22 protein-coding genes and 1 pseudogene are annotated in these 21,041 nt (G+C 68.6%); 10 read left to right on the top strand and 13 right to left on the bottom strand.

From position 1 onward, the window contains the following. The 3 genes from ACWDMM_RS30060 to ACWDMM_RS30050 form a co-directional block, all read left to right on the top strand. On the top strand, positions 1-219 hold a 219-nt coding region (locus tag ACWDMM_RS30060), incomplete at its 5' end, for a hypothetical protein (protein WP_357111586.1). 106 nt (positions 220-325) lie between these two features. Continuing rightward, positions 326-4,279 (top strand): DNA-directed RNA polymerase subunit beta', encoded by a 3,954-nt coding sequence (locus tag ACWDMM_RS30055; RefSeq protein ID WP_449940653.1) that lies wholly within the window; start codon positions 326-328, stop codon positions 4,277-4,279. Between the two features lie 96 nt (positions 4,280-4,375). After that, positions 4,376-4,882 carry a PaaI family thioesterase gene (locus ACWDMM_RS30050; protein ID WP_323124719.1) on the top strand — a complete coding sequence of 169 codons (507 nt, stop codon included), beginning with the start codon at positions 4,376-4,378 and terminating at the stop codon, positions 4,880-4,882. A 432-nt stretch (positions 4,883-5,314) separates the two neighbouring features. Here ACWDMM_RS30050 and ACWDMM_RS30045 read toward each other — a convergent pair whose 3' ends face one another. Next, a complete protein-coding gene (locus ACWDMM_RS30045; RefSeq protein WP_449940650.1) occupies positions 5,315-6,325 on the bottom strand; it encodes an aldo/keto reductase in 1,011 nt (336 codons plus the stop codon). A 100-nt stretch (positions 6,326-6,425) separates the two neighbouring features. On the opposite strand from ACWDMM_RS30045, the gene ACWDMM_RS30040 reads away from it, so the two are divergent. After that, entirely contained in the window at positions 6,426-7,280 is an 855-nt protein-coding gene (locus ACWDMM_RS30040; protein WP_449940647.1) for a helix-turn-helix transcriptional regulator, read from the top strand. Here ACWDMM_RS30040 and ACWDMM_RS30035 read toward each other — a convergent pair. Further along, positions 7,277-7,900, bottom strand: coding sequence for a hypothetical protein (locus ACWDMM_RS30035; protein WP_357111596.1), 624 nt, complete (start codon positions 7,898-7,900; stop codon positions 7,277-7,279). The genes ACWDMM_RS30040 and ACWDMM_RS30035 overlap by 4 nt on opposite strands. A 266-nt stretch (positions 7,901-8,166) precedes the next feature. Here ACWDMM_RS30035 and ACWDMM_RS30030 point away from each other — a divergent pair, with 266 nt between their 5' ends. Beyond that, positions 8,167-8,499 carry an ArsR/SmtB family transcription factor gene (locus ACWDMM_RS30030; RefSeq protein WP_195083255.1) on the top strand — a complete coding sequence of 111 codons (333 nt, stop codon included), beginning with the start codon at positions 8,167-8,169 and terminating at the stop codon, positions 8,497-8,499. Continuing rightward, positions 8,496-8,972: an SRPBCC family protein gene (locus tag ACWDMM_RS30025; RefSeq protein WP_357111599.1), complete on the top strand. Its 477-nt coding sequence runs from the start codon at positions 8,496-8,498 to the stop codon at positions 8,970-8,972. Before ACWDMM_RS30030 ends, ACWDMM_RS30025 begins: the two co-directional genes overlap by 4 nt. Positions 8,973-9,046: 74 nt before the next feature. On the opposite strand, the gene ACWDMM_RS30020 is transcribed toward ACWDMM_RS30025, so the two are convergent. The 7 genes and pseudogenes from ACWDMM_RS30020 to ACWDMM_RS29990 form a co-directional block, all read right to left on the bottom strand. Next, positions 9,047-10,036 (bottom strand): pirin family protein, encoded by a 990-nt coding sequence (locus ACWDMM_RS30020; RefSeq protein ID WP_195083253.1) that lies wholly within the window; start codon positions 10,034-10,036, stop codon positions 9,047-9,049. Continuing rightward, a complete protein-coding gene (locus ACWDMM_RS30015) occupies positions 10,033-10,344 on the bottom strand; it encodes a GNAT family N-acetyltransferase (protein WP_435406612.1) in 312 nt (103 codons plus the stop codon). Before ACWDMM_RS30015 ends, ACWDMM_RS30020 begins: the two co-directional genes overlap by 4 nt. 12 nt (positions 10,345-10,356) lie before the next feature. Beyond that, positions 10,357-10,827 (bottom strand): annotated as a pseudogene (locus ACWDMM_RS30010) (carboxymuconolactone decarboxylase family protein); the annotation flags it as partial. A gap of 153 nt (positions 10,828-10,980) precedes the next feature. Further along, a complete protein-coding gene (locus ACWDMM_RS30005; RefSeq protein ID WP_195083251.1) occupies positions 10,981-11,274 on the bottom strand; it encodes a putative quinol monooxygenase in 294 nt (97 codons plus the stop codon). Between the two features lie 26 nt (positions 11,275-11,300). Next, complete coding sequence (locus ACWDMM_RS30000) at positions 11,301-12,311, bottom strand: aldo/keto reductase (protein WP_449940641.1); 1,011 nt, start codon at positions 12,309-12,311, stop codon at positions 11,301-11,303. Further along, positions 12,308-12,766, bottom strand: a complete 459-nt coding sequence (locus ACWDMM_RS29995; protein ID WP_195083249.1) for a MerR family transcriptional regulator — start codon at positions 12,764-12,766, stop codon at positions 12,308-12,310. Before ACWDMM_RS29995 ends, ACWDMM_RS30000 begins: the two co-directional genes overlap by 4 nt. A 245-nt stretch (positions 12,767-13,011) precedes the next feature. Next, positions 13,012-13,383: a glyoxalase superfamily protein gene (locus ACWDMM_RS29990; protein ID WP_195083248.1), complete on the bottom strand. Its 372-nt coding sequence runs from the start codon at positions 13,381-13,383 to the stop codon at positions 13,012-13,014. Positions 13,384-13,441: 58 nt separating this feature from the next. On the opposite strand from ACWDMM_RS29990, the gene ACWDMM_RS29985 reads away from it, so the two are divergent. Next, a complete protein-coding gene (locus ACWDMM_RS29985) occupies positions 13,442-13,645 on the top strand; it encodes a hypothetical protein (RefSeq protein WP_195083247.1) in 204 nt (67 codons plus the stop codon). Between the two features lie 12 nt (positions 13,646-13,657). Here the strand turns inward: ACWDMM_RS29985 and ACWDMM_RS29980 are convergent, their stop codons facing one another. Then, positions 13,658-14,149: a SixA phosphatase family protein gene (locus ACWDMM_RS29980; RefSeq protein ID WP_195083246.1), complete on the bottom strand. Its 492-nt coding sequence runs from the start codon at positions 14,147-14,149 to the stop codon at positions 13,658-13,660. Positions 14,150-14,330: 181 nt separating this feature from the next. Here ACWDMM_RS29980 and ACWDMM_RS29975 point away from each other — a divergent pair, with 181 nt between their 5' ends. Next, complete coding sequence (locus tag ACWDMM_RS29975) at positions 14,331-16,001, top strand: FAD-dependent oxidoreductase (RefSeq protein WP_357111610.1); 1,671 nt, start codon at positions 14,331-14,333, stop codon at positions 15,999-16,001. Positions 16,002-16,315: 314 nt separating this feature from the next. Here the strand turns inward: ACWDMM_RS29975 and ACWDMM_RS29970 are convergent, their stop codons facing one another. From ACWDMM_RS29970 to ACWDMM_RS29960, 3 genes are all read right to left on the bottom strand, one after another. Next, entirely contained in the window at positions 16,316-17,119 is an 804-nt protein-coding gene (locus ACWDMM_RS29970) for an acyl-[acyl-carrier-protein] thioesterase (RefSeq protein WP_195083244.1), read from the bottom strand. A gap of 212 nt (positions 17,120-17,331) precedes the next feature. Beyond that, a complete protein-coding gene (locus ACWDMM_RS29965; RefSeq protein ID WP_449940637.1) occupies positions 17,332-18,459 on the bottom strand; it encodes a transglycosylase SLT domain-containing protein in 1,128 nt (375 codons plus the stop codon). Further along, entirely contained in the window at positions 18,456-18,785 is a 330-nt protein-coding gene (locus ACWDMM_RS29960) for a type VII secretion target (protein ID WP_195083242.1), read from the bottom strand. The genes ACWDMM_RS29965 and ACWDMM_RS29960 overlap by 4 nt, the downstream gene beginning before the upstream one ends. 145 nt (positions 18,786-18,930) lie before the next feature. Here ACWDMM_RS29960 and ACWDMM_RS29955 point away from each other — a divergent pair, with 145 nt between their 5' ends. Then, positions 18,931-19,905 carry an NADPH:quinone oxidoreductase family protein gene (locus tag ACWDMM_RS29955; protein ID WP_195083241.1) on the top strand — a complete coding sequence of 325 codons (975 nt, stop codon included), beginning with the start codon at positions 18,931-18,933 and terminating at the stop codon, positions 19,903-19,905. A 21-nt stretch (positions 19,906-19,926) separates the two neighbouring features. Further along, complete coding sequence (locus tag ACWDMM_RS29950; RefSeq protein ID WP_195083240.1) at positions 19,927-21,039, top strand: winged helix DNA-binding domain-containing protein; 1,113 nt, start codon at positions 19,927-19,929, stop codon at positions 21,037-21,039. The last annotated feature ends 2 nt before the right edge of the window (positions 21,040-21,041 follow it).

Here is a 21,041-nt window from a genome sequence, read left to right as displayed (position 1 = left end):
AAGGGCGAGAACATCCCGGAGCCGGGCATTCCGGAATCGTTCAAGGTCCTGCTCAAGGAACTCCAGTCGCTGTGCCTCAACGTCGAAGTGCTGTCGTCCGACGGCGCCGCGATCGAGCTGCGCGAAGGCGAGGACGAGGACCTGGAGCGCGCCGCGGCGAACCTCGGCATCAACCTGTCGAGGAACGAAGCCGCCACCGTCGACGATCTGGCGAACTAGGCGGTCGGCCGGATGCCGTCATCGCACGGCATCCGGCCTCCGCAACGGATTACCCAACTAGTGAACTTTTGCTCGAATTCGACCCGCACAGGGGAAAGGAAGTTACGTGCTAGACGTCAACTTCTTCGATGAACTCCGGATCGGCCTCGCCACCGCCGACGACATCCGTCAGTGGTCCTACGGCGAGGTGAAGAAGCCGGAGACCATCAACTACCGCACGCTCAAGCCGGAGAAGGACGGCCTGTTCTGCGAGAAGATCTTCGGTCCCACCCGGGACTGGGAGTGCTACTGCGGCAAGTACAAGCGCGTCCGCTTCAAGGGCATCATCTGTGAGCGCTGTGGCGTCGAGGTGACTCGCGCCAAGGTGCGCCGCGAGCGCATGGGCCACATCGAGCTGGCCGCTCCGGTCACCCACATCTGGTACTTCAAGGGCGTGCCGTCGCGCCTCGGCTACCTGCTCGACCTGGCGCCGAAGGATCTGGAGAAGATCATCTACTTCGCCGCCTACGTCATCGTGGCGGTCGACGATGAGCTGCGGCACAACGAGCTGTCCACGCTCGAGGCCGAGATGGAGGTCGAGAAGAAGGCGGTCGCCGACCAGCGCGACGCCGACCTCGAGGCCCGCGCCCAGAAGCTGGAGGCCGACCTGGCCGAGCTGGAGGCCGAGGGCGCCAAGTCCGACGTCCGCCGCAAGGTCAAGGACGGCGGCGAGCGCGAGATGCGCCAGATCCGCGACCGGGCCCAGCGCGAGCTGGACCGGCTGGAGGAGATCTGGAACACCTTCACCAAGCTGGCGCCCAAGCAGCTCATCGTCGACGAGGTGCTCTACCGCGAGCTGGTCGACCGCTACGGCGAGTACTTCACCGGCGCGATGGGCGCGGAGTCCATCCAGAAGCTGATGGAGAGCTTCGACATCGAGGCCGAGGCCGAGTCGCTGCGCGAGACCATCCGCACCGGCAAGGGCCAGAAGAAGCTGCGCGCGCTCAAGCGGCTGAAGGTCGTCGCGGCGTTCCAGGCCAACGGCAACTCGCCGATGGGCATGGTGCTCGACGCCGTTCCGGTGATCCCGCCGGAGCTGCGCCCGATGGTTCAGCTCGACGGTGGCCGCTTCGCCACCTCCGACCTGAACGACCTCTACCGTCGCGTGATCAACCGCAACAACCGCCTCAAGCGACTGATCGACCTCGGCGCGCCCGAGATCATCGTCAACAACGAGAAGCGGATGCTGCAGGAGTCGGTCGACGCCCTGTTCGACAACGGCCGCCGCGGCCGTCCGGTCACCGGACCGGGCAACCGTCCGCTCAAGTCGCTGTCCGACCTGCTCAAGGGCAAGCAGGGCCGCTTCCGTCAGAACCTGCTCGGTAAGCGCGTCGACTACTCGGGCCGTTCGGTCATCGTCGTCGGTCCGCAGCTGAAGCTGCACCAGTGCGGTCTGCCCAAGCTGATGGCGCTGGAGCTGTTCAAGCCGTTCGTGATGAAGCGCCTGGTCGACCTGAACCACGCGCAGAACATCAAGTCGGCCAAGCGGATGGTGGAGCGGCAGCGGCCGCAGGTGTGGGACGTCCTCGAAGAGGTCATCGCCGAACACCCGGTGCTGCTGAACCGTGCGCCTACCCTGCACCGCCTCGGTATCCAGGCCTTCGAGCCGCAGCTGGTGGAAGGCAAGGCCATCCAGCTGCACCCGCTGGTCTGTGAGGCGTTCAACGCCGACTTCGACGGTGACCAGATGGCCGTGCACCTGCCGCTGTCGGCGGAGGCGCAGGCCGAGGCGCGCGTGCTGATGCTGTCGTCGAACAACATCCTCTCGCCCGCGTCGGGCAGGCCGCTGGCCATGCCGCGTCTGGACATGGTGACCGGCCTGTACTACCTGACCCGTCTGGAAGAGGGCGCGAAGGGCTCCTACCAGCCGGCCACCGCCGAAGGACCGGAGCGGGGCGTGTACTCCTCGCCCGCCGAGGCGCAGATGGCGGTGGACCGCGGTGAGCTCACCGTGCGTTCGCTGATCAAGGTCCGGCTGACCGACCAGCGTCCGCCGAAGGAGATCGAGGCGCAGCTGTTCCCGGAGGGCTGGCGTCGCGGCGACGCGTGGACCATCGAGACCACGCTGGGCCGGGTCCTGTTCAACGAGCTGCTGCCCGTGGACTACGCGTTCATCAACGAGCAGATGCCCAAGAAGCGCCAGGCGACGATCATCAACGATCTCGCCGAGCGTTATCCGATGATCGTGGTCGCGCAGACCGTCGACAAGCTCAAGGACGCCGGCTTCTACTGGGCCACGCGTTCCGGCGTGACGGTCTCGATGTCCGACGTGCTCGTGCCGCCGGAGAAGGCCGAGATCATGGAGCGCTACGAGGCGCAGTCGGATCAGATCGAGAAGAAGTACCAGCGTGGTGCGCTCGATCACCAGGAGCGCAACAACGCCCTGGTCAAGATCTGGCAGGAGGCGACCGAGGAGGTCGGTAAGGCGCTGCGCGCGCACTACCCGGCCGACAACCCGATCATCACGATCGTCGACTCGGGCGCCACGGGTAACTTCACCCAGACCCGTACCCTCGCCGGTATGAAGGGCCTGGTGACGAACCCGAAGGGTGAGTTCATCCCGCGGCCGATCAAGTCCTCCTTCCGTGAGGGCCTGACGGTTCTGGAGTACTTCATCAACACCCACGGCGCTCGTAAGGGTCTGGCCGACACCGCGCTGCGCACCGCCGACTCGGGTTACCTGACCCGTCGTCTGGTGGACGTCTCGCAGGACGTCATCGTGCGCGAGCACGACTGCGGCACCGAGCGCGGCATCGTGGTGCCGATCGCGGAGAAGCAGCTCGACGGCTCGATCATCCGCGACGCGCACGTGGAGACCTCCACCTACGCGCGCACGCTCGCGGCCGACGCGGTCGACGCGCAGGGCAACGTCATCGTGGCGAAGGGCGCCGACCTCGGCGATCCCGCGCTGGAGGCGCTGCTGGAGGCAGGCATCACCGAGGTGAAGGTCCGCTCCGTGCTGACCTGCACCACCGGCACCGGCGTGTGCGCGACCTGCTACGGCCGCTCGATGGCGACCGGCAAGCTGGTCGACATCGGTGAGGCCGTCGGTATCGTCGCCGCGCAGTCCATCGGTGAGCCCGGTACCCAGCTGACCATGCGTACCTTCCACCAGGGTGGTGTCGCTGGTGACGACATCACCGGCGGTCTGCCCCGGGTGCAGGAGCTGTTCGAGGCGCGCGTGCCGAAGGGCAAGGCGCCCATCGCCGAGGTCTCCGGTCGCGTGCGGCTGGAGGACGACGATCGCTTCTACAAGATCACCATCATCCCGGATGACGGTGGCGAAGAGGTTGTCTACGACAAGCTCTCGAAGCGGCAGCGTCTGCGGGTGTTCAAGCACGACGACGGCACCGAGCGCCTGCTCTCCGACGGCGACCACGTCGAGGTCGGCCAGCAGCTGCTGGAAGGCGCGGCGGATCCGCACGAGGTGCTGCGCATCATGGGCCCGCGTCAGGTTCAGGTCCACCTGGTCCACGAGGTCCAGGAGGTCTACCGGTCGCAGGGTGTGTCGATCCACGACAAGCACATCGAGGTCATCGTGCGCCAGATGCTGCGTCGCGTGACGATCATCGACTCGGGCGCCACGGAGTTCCTGCCCGGCTCGCTCACCGAGCGCGCCGAGTTCGAGGCCGCCAACCGTCGCGTCGTCGCCGAGGGCAACGAGCCCGCGGCGGGTCGCCCGGTGCTGATGGGTATCACCAAGGCGTCGCTGGCCACCGACTCGTGGCTGTCGGCGGCGTCCTTCCAGGAGACCACCAGGGTTCTGACGGACGCGGCGATCAACTGCCGCTCCGACAAGCTCATCGGCCTCAAGGAGAACGTGATCATCGGCAAGCTGATCCCGGCCGGTACCGGTATCAACCGCTACCGCAACATCCAGGTGCAGCCGACCGAGGAAGCTCGTGCCGCCGCGTACGCGGTGCCGTCCTACGACGACACCTACTACAGCCCGGACAGCTTCGGTCAGACCACCGGCGCCGCGGTTCCGCTGGACGACTACGGCTTCAGCGACTACCGCTGATCCGTCAGCCGTAAGGCATCCGGCCCCCGCTCCGTTCTGGAGCGGGGGCCGGATTCGTTTCCGCGTGGTGGACAACCGGCGTGCGAGCCAGTAAAAGTGGAACAGGTTTCAGTTCTGGTCCTGGAGGTGGCGGTGGACGGCGTGGCGTTGGCGGACCTGGTGGTGGCCGGGTTCCGGAAGCTGGGGTTCATCCAGTACGCGGGAGTGGAATGGGAGGAGTTCGCGGCCGGGCGCAACGTGGTGTCGATCGTGCCGCGCGCCGAACACCTGAATCACAACGGGGATCTGCACGCCGCGGTGCTGTTCGGGATGGCGGAGACCGCGGCGATGGGCGCGTCGGTGTCCGGAATCGTAGACCTGATGGGGGATACGTTCATCGTCGCGAAGGACGGGCGTATCGAGTACAAGGCCCGTGCCAAAGGAGAGGCGGGGCCGTTTCGCGCGACTTCCGCGTTCTCCGGCGAGACCTTGGCCAAGATGCGTGCGGATATCGAGGCGAAGGTGCCGCTCGAACTGGAAGTTCCGGTGGACATCGCCGACAACACCGGAAGGACTGTCGCCGCAGCGGCATTCACAGCCGTGCTCCGTCCGCGCCGGTCCTGATCGCGCCGTAGGTGTGCTCGGCTCGGGGATGATCGGCGGTGTGCCACCGCAGGCGGCCGATACGACGGGCTGAGGGCCTGGAGGGGATGATCGGTTGTGCTCCACGGGGAGTGGCCGGTACGGCGGCCGAACCTCTGGCGCCGCGCACGCCGGTGCGGTGCGAATCGCGGAAGCGAGTGTCGTCACCGCCCCGTTGCCACGGCGAGAATGTTCATGTGCCGCACCGCTGCCGCCCATTCCGGCGGGTGACCAGCGCGGCGGTCGAAGCATTCGGGGCGCGGCGATCAGCCGCCACGCGCTCAACAAGTTGATGCCCACGGCCACACCGTGGTCCGTGGCCCTTGCGATACGAGGGCCACGGACCCGCGGTGCGATACGCCGCGCTGTGGGTGGTCCGAAGCGCGGCCAGGCGGCCACGCTCCGGGCGCTATCTCACCGCTCGCTGTCGAGCATCGCCATCTGCGCCGTGGCGTATCGTTCACCCGCCACCCGGTCGGCTGGCGCGGCCGACTCGATGCTGGTCAACTCGTCCTCGGTGAGCGGAAGGTCCAGCGCGCGAACGGCTTCCGCCCAGCGTTCCCGTCGGCGGGTGCCGATGAGCGGAACGATGTCCTCGCCGCGGGTCAGTGCCCAGGCGATGGCCAGTTGCGCCACCGAGGCGTCCTTGCGCGCCGCGATCTCGGTCAGCGCGCGGACCAGTTCCAGATTCCGGTTGAGGTTCTCGCCCTGGAATCGCGGGCTGTGCGCGCGGAAATCCGACGGGGCGAAGGTGGCGCCGGGCTGGATCGCGTCGCTGAGCAGGCCGCGCGACAGCACGCCGTAGGCCGTGACGCTGATGCCGAGTTCGCGGCAGACGGGCAGGATGCGCTCCTCGATGCCCCGCGAGATCAGCGAGTACTCGATCTGCAGGTCAGCGATGGGATGTACGGCCGCGGCGCGCCGGATGGTCTCCGGGCCGACCTCGGACAGGCCGACGTGCCGCACATATCCGGCTTCGATCAGCTCGCCGATGGCGCCGACGGTGTCCTCGATCGGCACGTTCGGGTCCAGCCGGGCGGGGCGGTAGATGTCGATGTAGTCGACGCCGAGCCGCCGCAGGCTGTAGCTCAGGAAATTGCGCAGCGCGGCGGGGCGGTTGTCCACGCCGACGAAAGCGCCGTCGGGTCCGCGCAGCGCGCCGAATTTAACGCTCAGCACCACGTCCTCGCGGGGGCGTTCGGCGATGGCCTTGCCGATCAGCATCTCGTTGTGGCCCGCGCCGTAGAAATCACCGGTGTCGATGAGGTTGACGCCGGAGTCGATCGCCGCGTGGATGGTCGCGGTCGATTCGGCGTCGTCGGTCGCGCCGTACGCCCCGGACATACTCATCGCGCCGAGCCCGATGCGGCTCACGGTCGGTCCGGTGGCTCCGAGCCGCACTTCGTCGATCTTCGTTGTCGTCATGGGACCAGCCTGCGCCGGTGGGGCGCGAGCCGGGAGAGATCGTTTGTCGTAGGAGCGGCGATCCCTGGCTGAGCGCGCCGTGTCGGGGGACAGTAGTGGCATGGACCGCCCCGAACTCGCCGATTTCCTACGCCGTCGCCGGGAGCAGTTGACGCCCGCCGACGTGGGAGTTCCGCCCGGCACCCGGCGCCGCACGCCGGGGCTGCGCCGCGACGAGGTCGCCCTGCTCGCCGGCATCTCGACCGACTACTACACCCGGCTGGAGCAGTCGCGCGGCCCGCGTCCGTCCACCCAGGTGCTCGCCTCGCTCGCGCGCGCCCTGCGTTTGGGCAACGACGAACGCGACCACCTCTACCACCTGTGCGACCACGCCCCGCCGGGACGCGAGACGACCGACAAGCACGTGGGCCCCGGCCTCATGCACCTGCTCGCCAAGCTCGACGACACCGCGGCCACGGTCGTCACCGATCTCGGCGAGGTGCTCGTGCAGAACCGGATGCACACCTTGCTGGTCGGCGATCACGCCGAACGGCGCGGCTGGGATCGGTACTACGCCTACCGCTGGTTCACCGATCCGTCCGCGCGCACGAGCTTCCCGGAGGAGGACTGGGAGCGGCTCAGCCGCAGGCACGTCGCCGATCTGCGCGCCACGGCCGCGCGCAGGGCGGCCGATGCGGATGTGGTCGAGTTCATCGCGCAACTGCGCTCCGCGAGCGCGGAATTCGATCGGCTGTGGAACGAACACGAGGTGTCCGTGCGCCTGTCGGACATCAAGCGCATTCTGCATCCACAGGTCGGGCTGATCGACATCGTCTGCGAAACGCTGCTCACGCCCAACGCCGCCCAGCGCCTGCTCGTCTACCTACCGCGCCCGGGCACGGACGCGGCCGAGAAGCTGGACCTGCTGCGGGTGATCGGCACGCAGCGGCTGACGCCAGCCGACCGGCTCGACTAGGGCGCGGTGACGTACTCCAGCGCCGCGTCGACGGCGGGCTGTCCGCCGCCGATGACGTACCCGGCCATCGCGCCGATCGCGGCGCCGGCGACCGCGGCGACGGGGACGGTGATGAAGTCGATCACGAACAGGCCGAGGGGGAATCCGACGATGAAGCCGATGGCGGCGCCGATGCCCGCGCCCGCCAGGATGGTCGGCATGACCTTCTCCGCCTCGGCGTAGAACCGCTCCTGGGCGCCGATGTCGCGCACCGGCGCGTCGGTCATCGCGACCGGCGCGACGGTGAGGCGGTGGCCCGCGTCCTCGAGCACGGGCCGCAGCGCCACTCGCTGGTCACCGATGCGCAGCGTCATCGGTAGCGCGGCGACGATCTGGCCTTCGCGATCGGCCACCGTCACCACCCGGTCGTCGTGGGTCAGCTCGAATGTGCCGTCCTGGAGGGTGGCCACCGCGGCACGGCGATCCTCGCTGGCGGCGACTTCGTAGGCGACCTGATGGAACGTGCCGTGCAGGTCCAGCGGCGCGTCGGCGGGCGCGGGCTGCGCGTGCGCGGCGCTCGTGGTGAGTGCGGTGGCCGCCAACGCCACCAGAGTCGTCGCGGTGAATTGGGAGATCCTCATCGTGCTCTTTCCGTGTCCCGCCCCGTGTCCGGTTCGTCCGGACAAGATACCGCCCGGCGGGCTCGATCAGAAGGGCTGAGCGACAGTTCATCACCGCTTGCGGCTTGGAAAGTCCCTGTCGCACCGCACCGCTGGGTAGGCCGCGGCCCTGGTCTCGTCGGTGCGCCATGTCTTGAGTTCTCGGTCGCCCGTCGTTCGAGGCGCTGGACATGCCGGCGTGCGATTCCCTCTTGACGCGCGTCCGTTTCTGCGTAACACTGAACTAGATGGTTCAGTATGACTTCTTGGACGCCTCCTTCGGAGCGCTCGCGGATCCCACCCGGCGTGGCATCCTCGAACGCCTCGGCAGTGGGCCCGCGACCGTCAGCGAACTGGCGGAGCGCTTCGAGATGACGCTCACCGGCGTCAAGAAGCACATCCAGTTGCTGGAGGCGGCGGGCATGGTGGTCACGGAGAAACGCGGGCGGGTGCGGTACTGCCGCCTCGGCGAGAACGTCTTCGACCGCGAAGTGGCCTGGATGCAGGGCTACCGGCGGATGGTGGAAGGGCGGCTGGACCGTCTGGGCGAATTCCTCGAACGAACGGAGCAGGAGCGATGAGCACAACCACGAACGACGCCGTCATCACGGCCGACACCGACCGCGCGATCCACATCGAGCGGATCTTCGACGCGCCGCGCGAGCGCGTGTGGGCCGCCTACAGCAGGATCGAACAGCTCGCTCAGTGGTGGGGTCGCGGCAATCGGCTCGATATCGAGCGCTGGGAGTTCCGCGCCGGAGGCCACTGGCGTTTCGTCGAGCACGCCGACGGGGAGGCCCACGGATTCGAGGGCCGCTTCCGCGAGATCGCCCCGCAGGAGCGCATCGTGTACTCCTTCGAATGGGACGGCATGCCCGCCCATGTGGCGATCGACAGCGTCAGCTTCGTCGACCTCGGCGACGGTCGCACCAAGGTGGTCACCGACAGCCAGTTCCACACGCCGCAGGAACGGGACGGGATGCTGCAGTCCGGCATGGAGTCGGGGCTCAACGAGAGCTACCGCGCACTCGACGCGCTGCTCGCCCGCGGCTGAGCCCGGGCGCTTCGGCTCCGGTCGCGGTGACGTGAGCGGAGCCGAAGCGAAGGGCCGGCCGGACGAGACGGCGCTCAGTCCCGGGCCGGGCCGATCCGGCGTTTGCGGGGCTTCAGGTGCAGTCCGGGCAGGGGCGGGGCGGGTATGCGCTGCTGCGGGGTGTGGCCCGCGATGTCGGCGAAGCGGGTGACGTCGTGGTTCTCCCAATCGGCGCGGGCGGCGACGATGTCCTCGTGGTCGCGGCCGACGAAGTTCCACCACATCACCAGTTCCTCGCCGAACGGCTCGCCGCCGATCAGCGCGAAGTGCGCGCCGCCCGCGCTGGTGAGCTGGAGTTCATCGCGGTCGGTGCCCAGATACAGCAGCGGTCCGGGGGCGAGTTCGTCGCCCGCGACGCTCACCTCGCCCTCGATCACGAGAACCGCGTGCTCGAACCGAGGGTTCAGCGGGAGGGTGACGTCGGCTCCCGCCTCGAGCCGCACATCGGCGCCGACGATGGGCGTGTAGGCGATGGCGGGCGAGGTCTTGCCGGCCAGTGATCCGATCAGCACGATCGCGCGCAGACCGGGCGCCTCGACGACCGGCAGTTCGCGGTGCTGCTCGAAATGCGGGGCGATGCCGGTGCGGTCGCCCGGCAGCGCGATCCACAGCTGCAATCCGTGCCCGGCCGGAGCGCCGGGCACCGCGTACTCGGAGTGGGCGATGCCGCGTCCGGAAGTCATCAGATTCAGCTGGCCGGGCTCGATCTCCACGTCCGACCCGACCGAGTCGCGATGCCGGATGCGGCCTTCGAACGGCCAGGTCACCGTCTGCAGGCCGATGTGCGGATGCGGATCGATGTCCGGCGGCGCACCGGTCTTGGTCACCGTCGGGGAGCCGAAGTGATCGAGGAAGCACCACGCGCCGACGGTGGGCAGATCGCGTTGCGGCAGCACCCTTTCGACGTACACGCCGCGCACCCCGCCCAGCGGCACCTCGCGTGCCGGATACCGCTCCGCGACCGGGCCGGGGCCGGGCGCGGGTTCACACAGCGTCTCGGCCGGGCGCGGATCCAGATCACTCACCGATCGACGCCCTTGCCGATCACGTGTTCGTCGTAGTCCGGGTGCTTGTCCAGGTACGCCTTGATGAACGGGCACACCGGGCGGATCACGCGCCCGCGCTCGACGGCGTCCTCGATCGCGCTCTTGGCCAGGACCGAGCCGAGGCCCTTCCCGGAGAACGCGCCGTCGACCTCGGTGTGCGTGAACACCGTCTCGTCGTCGCGTTCCTCGTAGTCGGCGAAGCCGGCCAGTTCCCCGCCGTAGAACACCTCGTAGCGATGCCGCTCGTCGTTGCGGACGACCTTGGACTCCGAAGCCGATTCGGTCATGGTTCCGTTCTCCTTCCGTGCGCGGACCGGGTGCCTGCTGAGAATCGACACCCGGTTGAACGCGCCGATCGTGGTGGCCACCCAGATGACGACCGACAGCTGATCGTCCGTCAGATACCGGCGAGCCGAAGCGTACTCGCGCTCGATGACGTGCTCGTCGGGAAGCGTCGCCGTCACCTCGGCGATCGCGAGCACGGCCTGCTCGAACGGGGTGTACGTGCCGCCGCGGCGCCATCCGGGCAGCACGGCGATCTCCTGCTCGGTGGCCCCGGCCGCCAAAGCGGCCCGGTAGTGCACGTCGAGGCAGTACGCGCAGCCGTTGATCTGGGAAACGCGCAGATTGATCAGCTCGACGATCCGGCGATCCAGTCCCGCCGCCGCCGCGGCGGCCCTGACCTCGCTGGCGACGCTGTTCAGCGCGCGGAACGCGGTCGGCGTCCGTTTGTCGATCCAGACGCGGTCTCGCGGCGCTTCGGGGCTCATATTCGTGGGATGTTAGTCCCGCCGGTGAACGGCGCCGATCGCGCAGTCGAAGAAGCGGACTTCGGTCCGGGGCGCGATCCGGTCGGAAACTGCTCGGCCACGCGAGTTCGCGGTGGTCCAGGGCCGGAGCGCGGCCCAGGACCACCGCCGCGCTCACCCGATCTCGGTGAACCGCCGCAGCTGGAACGGTTCGACCAGAACGTCCTGCAGCGCCGTGGCCAACGCCTTCAGGTGCGGCGTCCGGAAGTGCGCCGCGAGGGCATCCTCGTCGGCCCACTCCTCCAGCAGCACCATCCGGCTCTCGTCGGTGGGATGCAGGTAGAGCTCGTAGCGGATGCAGCCCTCCTCCGCGAGCGTGGGTTGGATCATGCCTTGCAGCAGATCCTTCAGTTCCGACTCGCGCCCCGGCTTCGCCGTGAAGCGGACATTGAGCGTCAACGTCGACATGGGCCTCTCCTGATCTGGTGAATGGGTCACTCCCGGCCCGCCGAGGTGAACGACATGTCCGCGTACCGGGTTCCGGCCACCCGGCCGGCGATCGGCTCCAACGCGGCCAGTTCGTCGGCGGTGAGCGAAATGGTCGCGGCGGCAACGTTGTCGGCGAGCCGGGTACGGCTGCGCGTGCCGGGGATCGGCACCACGGCGAGGTCGTGCACACCGGCCTGTGCGTGCACCCAGGCCAGCGCCACCTGTGCCAGGGTGATGCCGCGCGCATCGGCGATGGCGCGCAGCGGCTCGAGCAGTTCCGCGTTGCGCACCGCGTTCTCGCCGGTGAAGCGCGGCATCGAGGAACGGAAATCGCTCGTGTCCCTGGTGCCGGTGAACGCTCCGGTCAGGAAGCCGCGACCAAGCGGCGAGTACGGCACGAAGGTCACGCCGAGTTCCGCCGCCGCGGGCACCACGGTGCGTTCGACGTCCCGGGAGAACAGCGACCATTCCGACTGCACGGCCGCGATCGGATGCACCGCGTGCGCGGCGCGCAGTTCGGCGCCCGTCACCTCGGACAGCCCGAGAGCGCGGACCTTGCCCTCCCGCACCAGTTCCGCCATCGCGGCGACAGTGTCCTCGATCGGCACGGCCGGGTCCTTGCGGTGCATGTAGTACAGATCGATGGTGTCGATCCCCAGCCTGCGCAGGCTGCCCTCCACCGCGGCGCGGATGTAGGCGGGAGAGTTGTCGAAGCCACGGTAGGCCGGGTCGTCGGCCTTGCGGACGATGCCGAACTTGGTGGCGATCACCAGCCGGTCGCGCTCGCCGCGGACGAAATCGCTGAGGAATTCCTCGTTGTGCCCGGAGCCGTAGATATCGGCGGTGTCGAACAGGGTGACACCCAGTTCCAGCGCTCGATCCAGGGTCGCCCTGGATTCGGTGAGATCGCTGGGCCCGTAGAACTCGCTCATGCCCATGCAGCCCAGACCCTGCGTCCCCACCTCGATGCCGCCGGCGCCCAGGGTGGTGGTGGGCAGCGTGTCCGTGCTCGTCATAGCTTGATCCCTTCGCTGTCGTGCGCTATGACCTCGGCCGGCGGGGCTGCCTCGACTTTGTCCTCGTAGAGGGCGATCTTGTAGTCCAGCACGGCCAGGGTCTGCCGAAGTTCATCGATCTTGGCGAGTACCTCGGCGCGAGTGTCCCGGAACATCGTCAGCCGCTGCGGGATCGTGGCGTCTCCCGCCCGCACCAGCTCGGCGTAGCGAACCATGTCCGCCACCGACATGCCGGTCGTGCGCAGCCGGCCGATCAGCGCCAGCCATTCCAGATCCCGGTCGCTGAACCGGCGCTTGCCGGAGTGGTCCCGGCCGATGTAGTCCATCAGCCCGATCCGTTCGTACCAGCGCAACGTATCCCGGCTCAGCCCCGATCGCTCGGACACCTCGCCGATCGAATACCGCGGCAGTTCCCGATCCTCGCTCGCGGTCAGCGCGGACGCGGTCTCGCTCATGACCGCGCCTCGCCCGCGCTCGTCCTGTGTCCTCGGTTCACTCGCCGACGCTCGGTCACTGCACTCGCCCTTCTCGTTGAACATTGACGACGCTAATCACCTGGAGTGCACTCCATGCAAGACCAATTCTCCGGGTGTTCTCCCGGTCGACGAAGTCGGTGACCGCAGTGGTGGTCCGAGCCGAGCGCATCTGTGCCCGCTGCCGCTACGGGCGGTATTGCTTCTGACTCGGACACCCCCTCCGATCAGCTGCTGTAGTCGGGCAGTTGCTGAACGGCCCATTTGTTGCCGTCCGGATCGGCGAAGAAGGTGAACAGCCCCCAGCCGAGGTCCTCGACCGGCGTGGCCTCCACACCGGCGGCGATCAGCTGACGGTAGGCGTCTTCGGCGCTGGCGACCACCATCTGCATGCCCCGCACGCTGCCCGGCTCGGCGTCGGTGATGCCCTCGCCGAGGCAGATCGAGCAGCCGGAGCCGGGCGGGGTCAGCTGAACGAAGCGCAGGTTCTCGTTCACCCGGTGGTCGTGATCGGCGTTGAAGCCGATCTTGGTGTAGAAGTCCTTGGCGCGGTCGGCGTCGGTCACCGGGATGGCGACGAGCTCGATTTTCCAATCCATCCGGCGAGCATTCCACCGTGCACCGACAAAGTCCCGGATTCCGGCCTACCCTGGGCACATGCCTGGAAAGGACATCGACCGGATCAGGGCTCGTTCGGCCTGGGCGACGGTCAAGGAAAGCCCGGTGATCACCGCGATAGCGGTCGCGCCGTTCGCGCTCGCGCTCGGCGTGGTGTGGTGGTTGTTCGGGGGACTCGCCGCGTTCGCGCTGCTGCTCGTGCTCGGTGGGGTCGTCGTGGTCGGCGGCAGATTACTGCGCTGACCGCGCGTGCGGTCAGCGCGGAATGTGGAACTGCACCAGCTCTCCGGTACCCGGATCGACGTCGGCCCAGTCGCGATCGAAGCGCAGCACCGCGAGCGCTGAGGTCGGGAACTTCCGGCTGAGTTCGACCGCGGGGGCGCTGTCGCGATTGCTCGCCAGTTCCCAAGCCGTCCACGGCATGCCCGGCGCGTGCCCGATCACCAGCAGTGTCGCCACGTCGTCGTCGCTGAGGCGGACCAGCTCGATGAGCGTTTCCGGCGCGGCCTCGTAGATCCCCGCTTCGAAGACCACCGGCGCGGTGATCCCGGTCGAGGACAGCGTCTGCCTGGTGCGGATAGCGGTGGAGCAGCGCACGGCGTCGATCGGAGGCTGGGTCGCGCGCAACCACTCCCCGGCGAGTCCGGCCTCGCGCCTGCCCCGCGGCGCGAGCGGTCGCTCGTGATCGTCGACGCCCTCCGGATAGGCCGACTTGCCGTGCCGCATGAGGATCAGAGTCCGCGCCATGGGGATACGGTAAGCCCTCCGGGGGAGAGGTCCGGACCACACTCGAGGCAAACTGAAAGCGGCATCACATCACGAACTGCCGCGGGCGACCCTCGCGACGGACGTGCGGGACGCCGCTCATCTGTCCACCACAACCCCTGGGTGGCCACAGCCCACGTACTTCTTCGAGGATCAGCACAATATGGCCTACGTAATCACGCAGCGTTGTTGCAACGACGCCAGCTGCGTCTCCGAGTGCCCGGTCGACTGCATCCGTCCCACTCCGGACCAGCCGGAGTTCGCGACGACCGAGATGCTCTACATCGACCCCGACACCTGTATCGACTGCGGCGCCTGTGTCGACGCGTGCCCGGTGGAGGCCATCTTCTCCGAGGACGACCTGACCGCTTCGCTGGCGCGATTCCGCGACATCAATGCCGCCTATTTCCAACGGCATCCGCTGGAGTCGAACTTCGATCCGATCGTCACGCCCTCGCGTCCGCCGAAGGAGCTGGGCACCCTGCGCGTCGCGATCGTCGGCGCAGGGCCCGCGGCCTGCTACGCGGCCGACGAGCTGCTGCGCAGGGCCGACGTGGAAATCGAGATGTTCGACCGGCTGCCGACCCCGTGGGGTCTGGTGCGGGCGGGCGTCGCGCCCGACCATCCCGGCACCAAGACGGTCTCGGGCATGTTCGAGTCCGCGTTCCGCCGCGAGACGCTGCAGTACTACCTCAATGTCGAAGTGGGCACGCACATCTCGCACGAGGAACTGCTGCGCCACCACCACGCCGTGATCTACGCCGTCGGCGCGTCGAGCGACCGCAGGATGGGCGTCCCCGGCGAGGACCTGCCTGGCAGCCACTCCGCCACCGAGTTCGTCGCCTGGTACAACGGCCATCCCGACTACGCCGACCGGAGCTTCGATCTGTCCGGCGAGCGCGCGGTGATCGTCGGCAACGGCAACGTCGCCTTGGACGTGGCGCGGGTGCTGACCGTAGATCCGGACGAACTCGCCAAGACCGACATCGCCGACCACGCGCTGGAGGCCCTGCGGCAGAGCAACATTCGCGAGGTGGTCGTGCTCGGCAGGCGCGGCCCGCTGCAGGCGGCCTACACCTCGCCGGAGTTCCTCGCGCTCGCGCATCTGAAGGGCGTCGACGTCGTCGTGGACGAGAGTGATCTGCGACTCGACCACGCCAGCCAGGCGCTCGTGGACGACCCGCAGGTGGAGCCGTCGCTGGCGCTGAAATACACCTTGGCCAAGGAGTACGCGGGCGGTCGCAGGGCCGAGGGCAACAAGCGGATCGTGTTCCGCTATCTGACCTCGCCCGCCGCGCTCACCGGCACCGATCGGGTGGGGTCCATCGAGGTCGTGCACAACGAGCTGTTCGAAGAGGACGGTCAGCTCGTGGCGCGGCCGACCGACCGCACCGAGAGCATCGAGACCTCGCTGGTGCTGCGCTCCATCGGCTACCGCGGCGAGCGGATCGGCGAACTGCCGTTCGACGAGCGGCGCGGCGTCGTGCCGAACGAGCACGGCCGGGTCGTCGGCGCGGACGGGACGCTGCTGAGCGGCGTGTACGTCAGCGGGTGGATCAAGCGGGGACCGCGCGGCGTCATCGGTTCCAACCGCACCGACGCCGAGGAGACGGTGGAGCACCTGCTCGCCGACTTCACCGCGGGCAAACTGGCCGCGCCGCAGGCCGACCGCGCCGCGCTCAAGGCGCTGCTCACCGAGCGTCAGGCCGACTTGGTGGACCGAGCGGGCTGGCGAGCGATCGACCAGGCGGAAAAGGCCGCGGGCAAGTCCGCGGGCCGACCCCGGGTCAAGTTCACCACCCGCGAAGACCTGCTCAAAGCCGCCCGCGGCTGACGATCCAGGACGCCGGTCGGACCACCCGCGCCCGACCGGCTCCACTCGCAAGACGGTGCCGATGTGGCCCCGAGTATCGGCCGTAGAGAAAAATGAGTACGCGCCGATCGCGCCTCCGCGGACGTGGTCGCGGGCGAGCGGGCTTCGGGCCGTTGCGCACACTCGCCGTGGTCGCCACCAAGGCGAATCATCTCGGCGAGAACCGGTCGACTGATCTCGCAAGGACATGGGTAACTCACCGGGTACGCCCGAAAACCGAGCGCCACCCAACGCAGGACCTGAACGTGACTCCCGCGGTTCGCGACTGGTACGGCCTAAAAACTCGGAGAGGCGGGGGAGCCGGGGGAGCCCGGCAACGGCATGATGCGGACCACGGTCGTGGTGGTCCCGCCGACCACGAACCACAGCCGCAGCACCGGCTGGCCGGTCCGGTCGCCCGGTTCGTACCGGCTGCGGACGCTCACGTGCTGACGTGCCAGCACCGGCGCCACGTATTCGATCACCGCGCGATGCGGGCCCGCGAGCAGCTTGGGATATTCCACCAGGAACTGTTCCACCGCTTGCCAGTAACAGGCGTTGTTGACGTGGTTGTACTGGTCGATATCGGTGGCGCGCACGGGGAACGGCAGGTCGGTGTCCGACTCCGGCGGTGTGGCGTCGGTCAGGTAGGGCCGCCACCGCAGGCGGTGTTCGGTGGACGTGCGGGCGAGGTAGGCGAGGCCCTCGTCGCTGATCCTGGCGGGCATGCCGGTGGACTCGCTGATGTTGATCCAGAAGCCCTCGGTCTCGATCAACCCGCCGTTTCCGCTGGTGATCCGCACGCGCATATTGGTCCACCGGGTGGACATCGCCGAGCACCACCGCAGCAGGTGCACCTCGTCCGGCCACAGGATCGGCCGGATCACGTCGATGACGGTGCGCCGGACGATCCAGTTCGGGTCGGTGCGGTGGAAGAAGGTGCTATGCAGATTTTCCCAGGCGATATCTTGCAGGTAGCGGGCGACGGCGTCGAACCGCAACCGGTCGTAGGGATCCACATCGCCAGCCCGGACGGGCCACGCCGAAGCAAAGCCCATGCCCTCCTGGGGAAGCGGGGCGAGTGGCTGATCGAGTGACACTTGTGCTCCTCGCGCTGCACGGTGTGCCGCGTTTTCTTCGTGCGGTGCTGTTGTGACGACTTTACGGGGCGTACGTCACACCCTCGCGTCGAGCCGTCCGTACCTCCTTAATAGTCCGTCAGCCGGGACGTGGGCCAGCAAAAACGGGGTCTTGCGCGCACGCGGCGCACGGTCGCCGGGCTCGACGGGCGTGGGGCATGGCCGCGCGCCGGTCAGTAACCCTGGTACGCGCCGCCCGAATTCACGGCGGCCACGCCGGGTACGTTGCCGAGTGAGCCGTAGCGGTCGATGGAGTACCGCACGCCGGCGATGATGTTGTCGACCGGGTTCCAGATGTCGTCGTGGCCGGGCGCCTTGTAGGCGTTGAACGTGCTGTCGATGGTCTGCATCAGGCCCTTGGACGGGTGCCCGGCCACCCAGTTGCTGTCCCAGCGGTTCTCCGCGTACGGATTGCCCGCGGACTCGTGCTCGATGATCAGCGCGATGGCCCGCTCGTCGATGTCCGCCGGGTTGTAACCCATCGCGATGAGCTTCTGCTTCGCTTGGGCGATCCATTGCGCGACGTCGCCGGTCGGCATGGGGCCGGACGGCGCGGACGAACTCGGGCTGCCGTGGTACGGCGTGCCGGACGAGATGCCGTGCGGGGAGCCGGAGTTGTGGTGTCCGGACGTGAGCTGGCTCGATTGGTGCGACGAGGCCACCGGAGTTCCCGACGCGGCGGCGGGTGCGGTGGCGGCGGGCGCGGTGGGAGCCGCGGGCACGTTGGCGGCGGGCTCACCCAGCCCGGCGAAAGCCGCCTCCAGCTTCCCGACCGCGCCCTCGACCTGCGTCTTCGCCTGGTTCGCCACGTCTTCGGCGGTCTTGAGAGCGTTGGTCAGTTCCCACGTCCGCGAGGCCGCCTGCAGCGCTTCCTGGAAGACGAGGCCTTCGACGTCGGCCTTGTCCGCGTGCGAGCGCAGGTAGTCGATGCGCGTCTTGGCGTCCACGGTGCCGTTGGGCGCGACATCGAACGGAGGGGTCTGATTCAGCGCGTCGTCGCGCAGGCTCACCACCTTGGCTTTCGCCTCGGTGAGATTCTGCACCTGGGTGGTGAAGGCCGTCTTCAGTTCGAGCAGTGCGGCGCTCACGGAGGAGGCGCGGGTCTTCTCGGTCTGCATCCTGGCGTTCGCGGCGTCGCCCGCGGCGCCGGACCACTGCTGGGCGTCGGCGAGCGCTTTCGTGTCGTCCGCGCCCTTGCCGACCGCGGTGTCCAGGCCCTGCGACATCCGTTCGGCGAGCGCGCCCGCCGCGGTGAGCTGCTCCGGCTGCCAGTTCTCGACGTCTGGGATGGTGAGGGTCATGGCACCTGGAGTCCTATGGTGCGGAGCTTCGCCGCGAAATCGTCCTCGGCCAGCTCGTACTTGCCCGCGGCGTTGTGCAGGTTGTCGGCGATCGTGGTGAGCCGCGAGCCGATTCGCTCCAGGCAGCGGTGCGCGGCGTCGTTCGCGCGCTGGGCCACCGAGCCGAAATCGGTGCCGGGCAGCGCCCCGACCGCGGCGGCGAAACCCTCGCCGCCGAGGCCGGCGACCGAGGTGGCCTCCGTGTGCAGCGTCTGCGCGAACGAGCGCAGCGCCGCCGGATCGACTTGCATCGTCGTCGCAGGTTGTGACTGGTTTTGCTCGACCATGAATCCCCCTTCCCTCCCGACCGCGAGGTCGCGGCCAGCATAGCAAAATCGGGCGTCCGGACGGGCGTCGCCGGACCGGGCCGGTTATGTTGTCGGTGTGGCGCCGGCGCGGATCAGGCCGGTGCGAGGACAGAGAGGTCGGCACATGCGCGCAGCCCAGGTCAGCAAGCTGGAAGGACCGGAAGCGGTCCAGATCGTGGACATCCCGGAGCCGGTGGCATTCCCGGGAGGCGTTGTGATCGACGTGCACGCGGCCGGCGTGGCCTTTCCCGACGTGCTGATGACGCGCGGCCTGTACCAGATGAAGCCCGAATTGCCGTTCGTCGTCGGCGGCGAGGTCGCGGGCATCGTCCGGGAAGCCCCCGAGGACGCGCACGTGCGCCCGGGTGACCGGGTGATCGCGCTGACCATGCTCGGCAACGCGATGGCCGAGACGGCCGTGACGCCGACCCAGATGGTGTTCCGCCTGCCCGACAACGTCTCGCTGGAGGCGGGCGCAGGCATCCTGTTCAACGACCTGACCGTGCACTTCTGCCTGCGTACCAGGGGCAGGCTGGCGGAAGGCGAGACGGTGCTCGTGCACGGCGCCGCGGGCGGCATCGGCACCTCGACGCTGCGCATGGCGGCCGCGCTCGGAGCGGGCCGGGTGATCGCCGTGGTGAGCACCGAGGCCAAGGCCGAGGTCGCGCGGGCCAACGGCGCCACCGACGTCGTGCTGACCGACGGCTGGCTTGCCGCGGTGAAGGAACTGACCGGCGGCCGCGGCGTCGACATCGTGCTCGACCCGGTCGGCGGCGACCGCTTCACCGACAGCATCCGCTCGCTCGCCTCCGCGGGCCGGTTGCTGGTCGTCGGATTCACCGCGGGCGAGATCCCGACGGTCAAGGTCAACCGGCTGCTGCTGAAGAACGTCGAGGTGACCGGCGCCGCGTGGGGCGAGTGGGTGATGTCGCATCCGGGCTACCTGCAGGAGCAGTGGGCCGAGGTGGAACCGCTGCTGGCCTCCGGCAAGATCGCGCCGCCGGAGCCGGTGCTGTACCCGCTGGACAAGGCCGCAGAGGCGGTCGCATCGCTGGACAACCGGACGGCCACCGGCAAGGTCGTGGTCACGCTGCGCTGACGTAGAGACCGGCCCCGCGTCGTGAAGCTGTCCACCCGGGTACTGAACCGGACCCTGCTGGCTCGCCAGCATCTGCTCGAGCGCTCGTCACTGACGGTGCACGAGATGTGCGAGCATCTCGTCGGTTTGCAGGCGCAGGATTCGCTGCCGCCGTTCGTCGGATTGTTCAGCCGCGTCGCGGCCTTCGATCCGGCGACGGTGTCCGAGGCGCTGGAGGCCCGGTCGTTGGTCCGGATCACCTTGATGCGCGGCACCATTCACCTGGTCACGCCGCCCGACGCGGTGCGGATCGCTCCCCACGTGCAGCCGGAGCTGGAGAAAGTGCCCTTCCGCAAGGGCTTCAACTACGGCGCGATGGTCGGGCTGGATCCGGAGGAGGTGCGCGGGCACGGCGAAGCGACGCTCGGCGACGAGCCGATGTCCGCGGCCGACCTGCGCGCCCGCGCCGCCGAGCTGTACCCCGACCGCGACCCGGGCGCGGTCGTGCAGACCTGGCTGTACCAGCTGCCGGTGTTGCAGACCCCGCCGCGGGGCAAGTGGAAGGACAACAGCAGACCGGTCTGGTCGCGGGTGGAGCCTTGGTTGGGCACGCCGCTGGACCCCGCATATCCATTGGCGGAGTTGATCTTCCGGTACCTGCGTGCTTTCGGCCCCGCGAGCACCATGGACATGCAGACCTGGTCGAAGCTGCTCGGCATGAAGCAGGCCGTGGCGGAACTGGGCGATCGGGTCCGCGCCTACACCGACGAGCGCGGTCGCACGCTCTACGACGTCGCCGACGGCGAACTCGCCGATCCGGACGTCCCCGCTCCGGTGCGGCTGCTCGGCTGGTACGACAACGCCGTGCTGTCGCACCGGGACCGGACCCGGATCGTGCCCGACGGCGCGGCCCCTCCGCTGCGCGCGTTCGCCGCTCAGGTGTCCCCGGTGCTGGTCGACGGCTTCCTCGCGGGTATGTACAAGGTCTTCACGAACGCGAGCGCCGCCCGGCTCCGCATCAGTCCGACCCGCAAGTGGACGGCGGCGGAGCGCGCGGATGTCGAGGCGGAGGCGCACGCTCTGCTCGGCTTCTTGGAGGGCGACAAGCAGGGAAGCGTCGAAATCCTCGACGTCCACGCCGACCTGCGCCCCTGACC

This window comes from Nocardia sp. NPDC003726, assembly GCF_053586955.1.
Note: the sequence above shows the minus strand (reverse complement) of the source record. Positions and strands in the feature narration are given on the sequence as shown.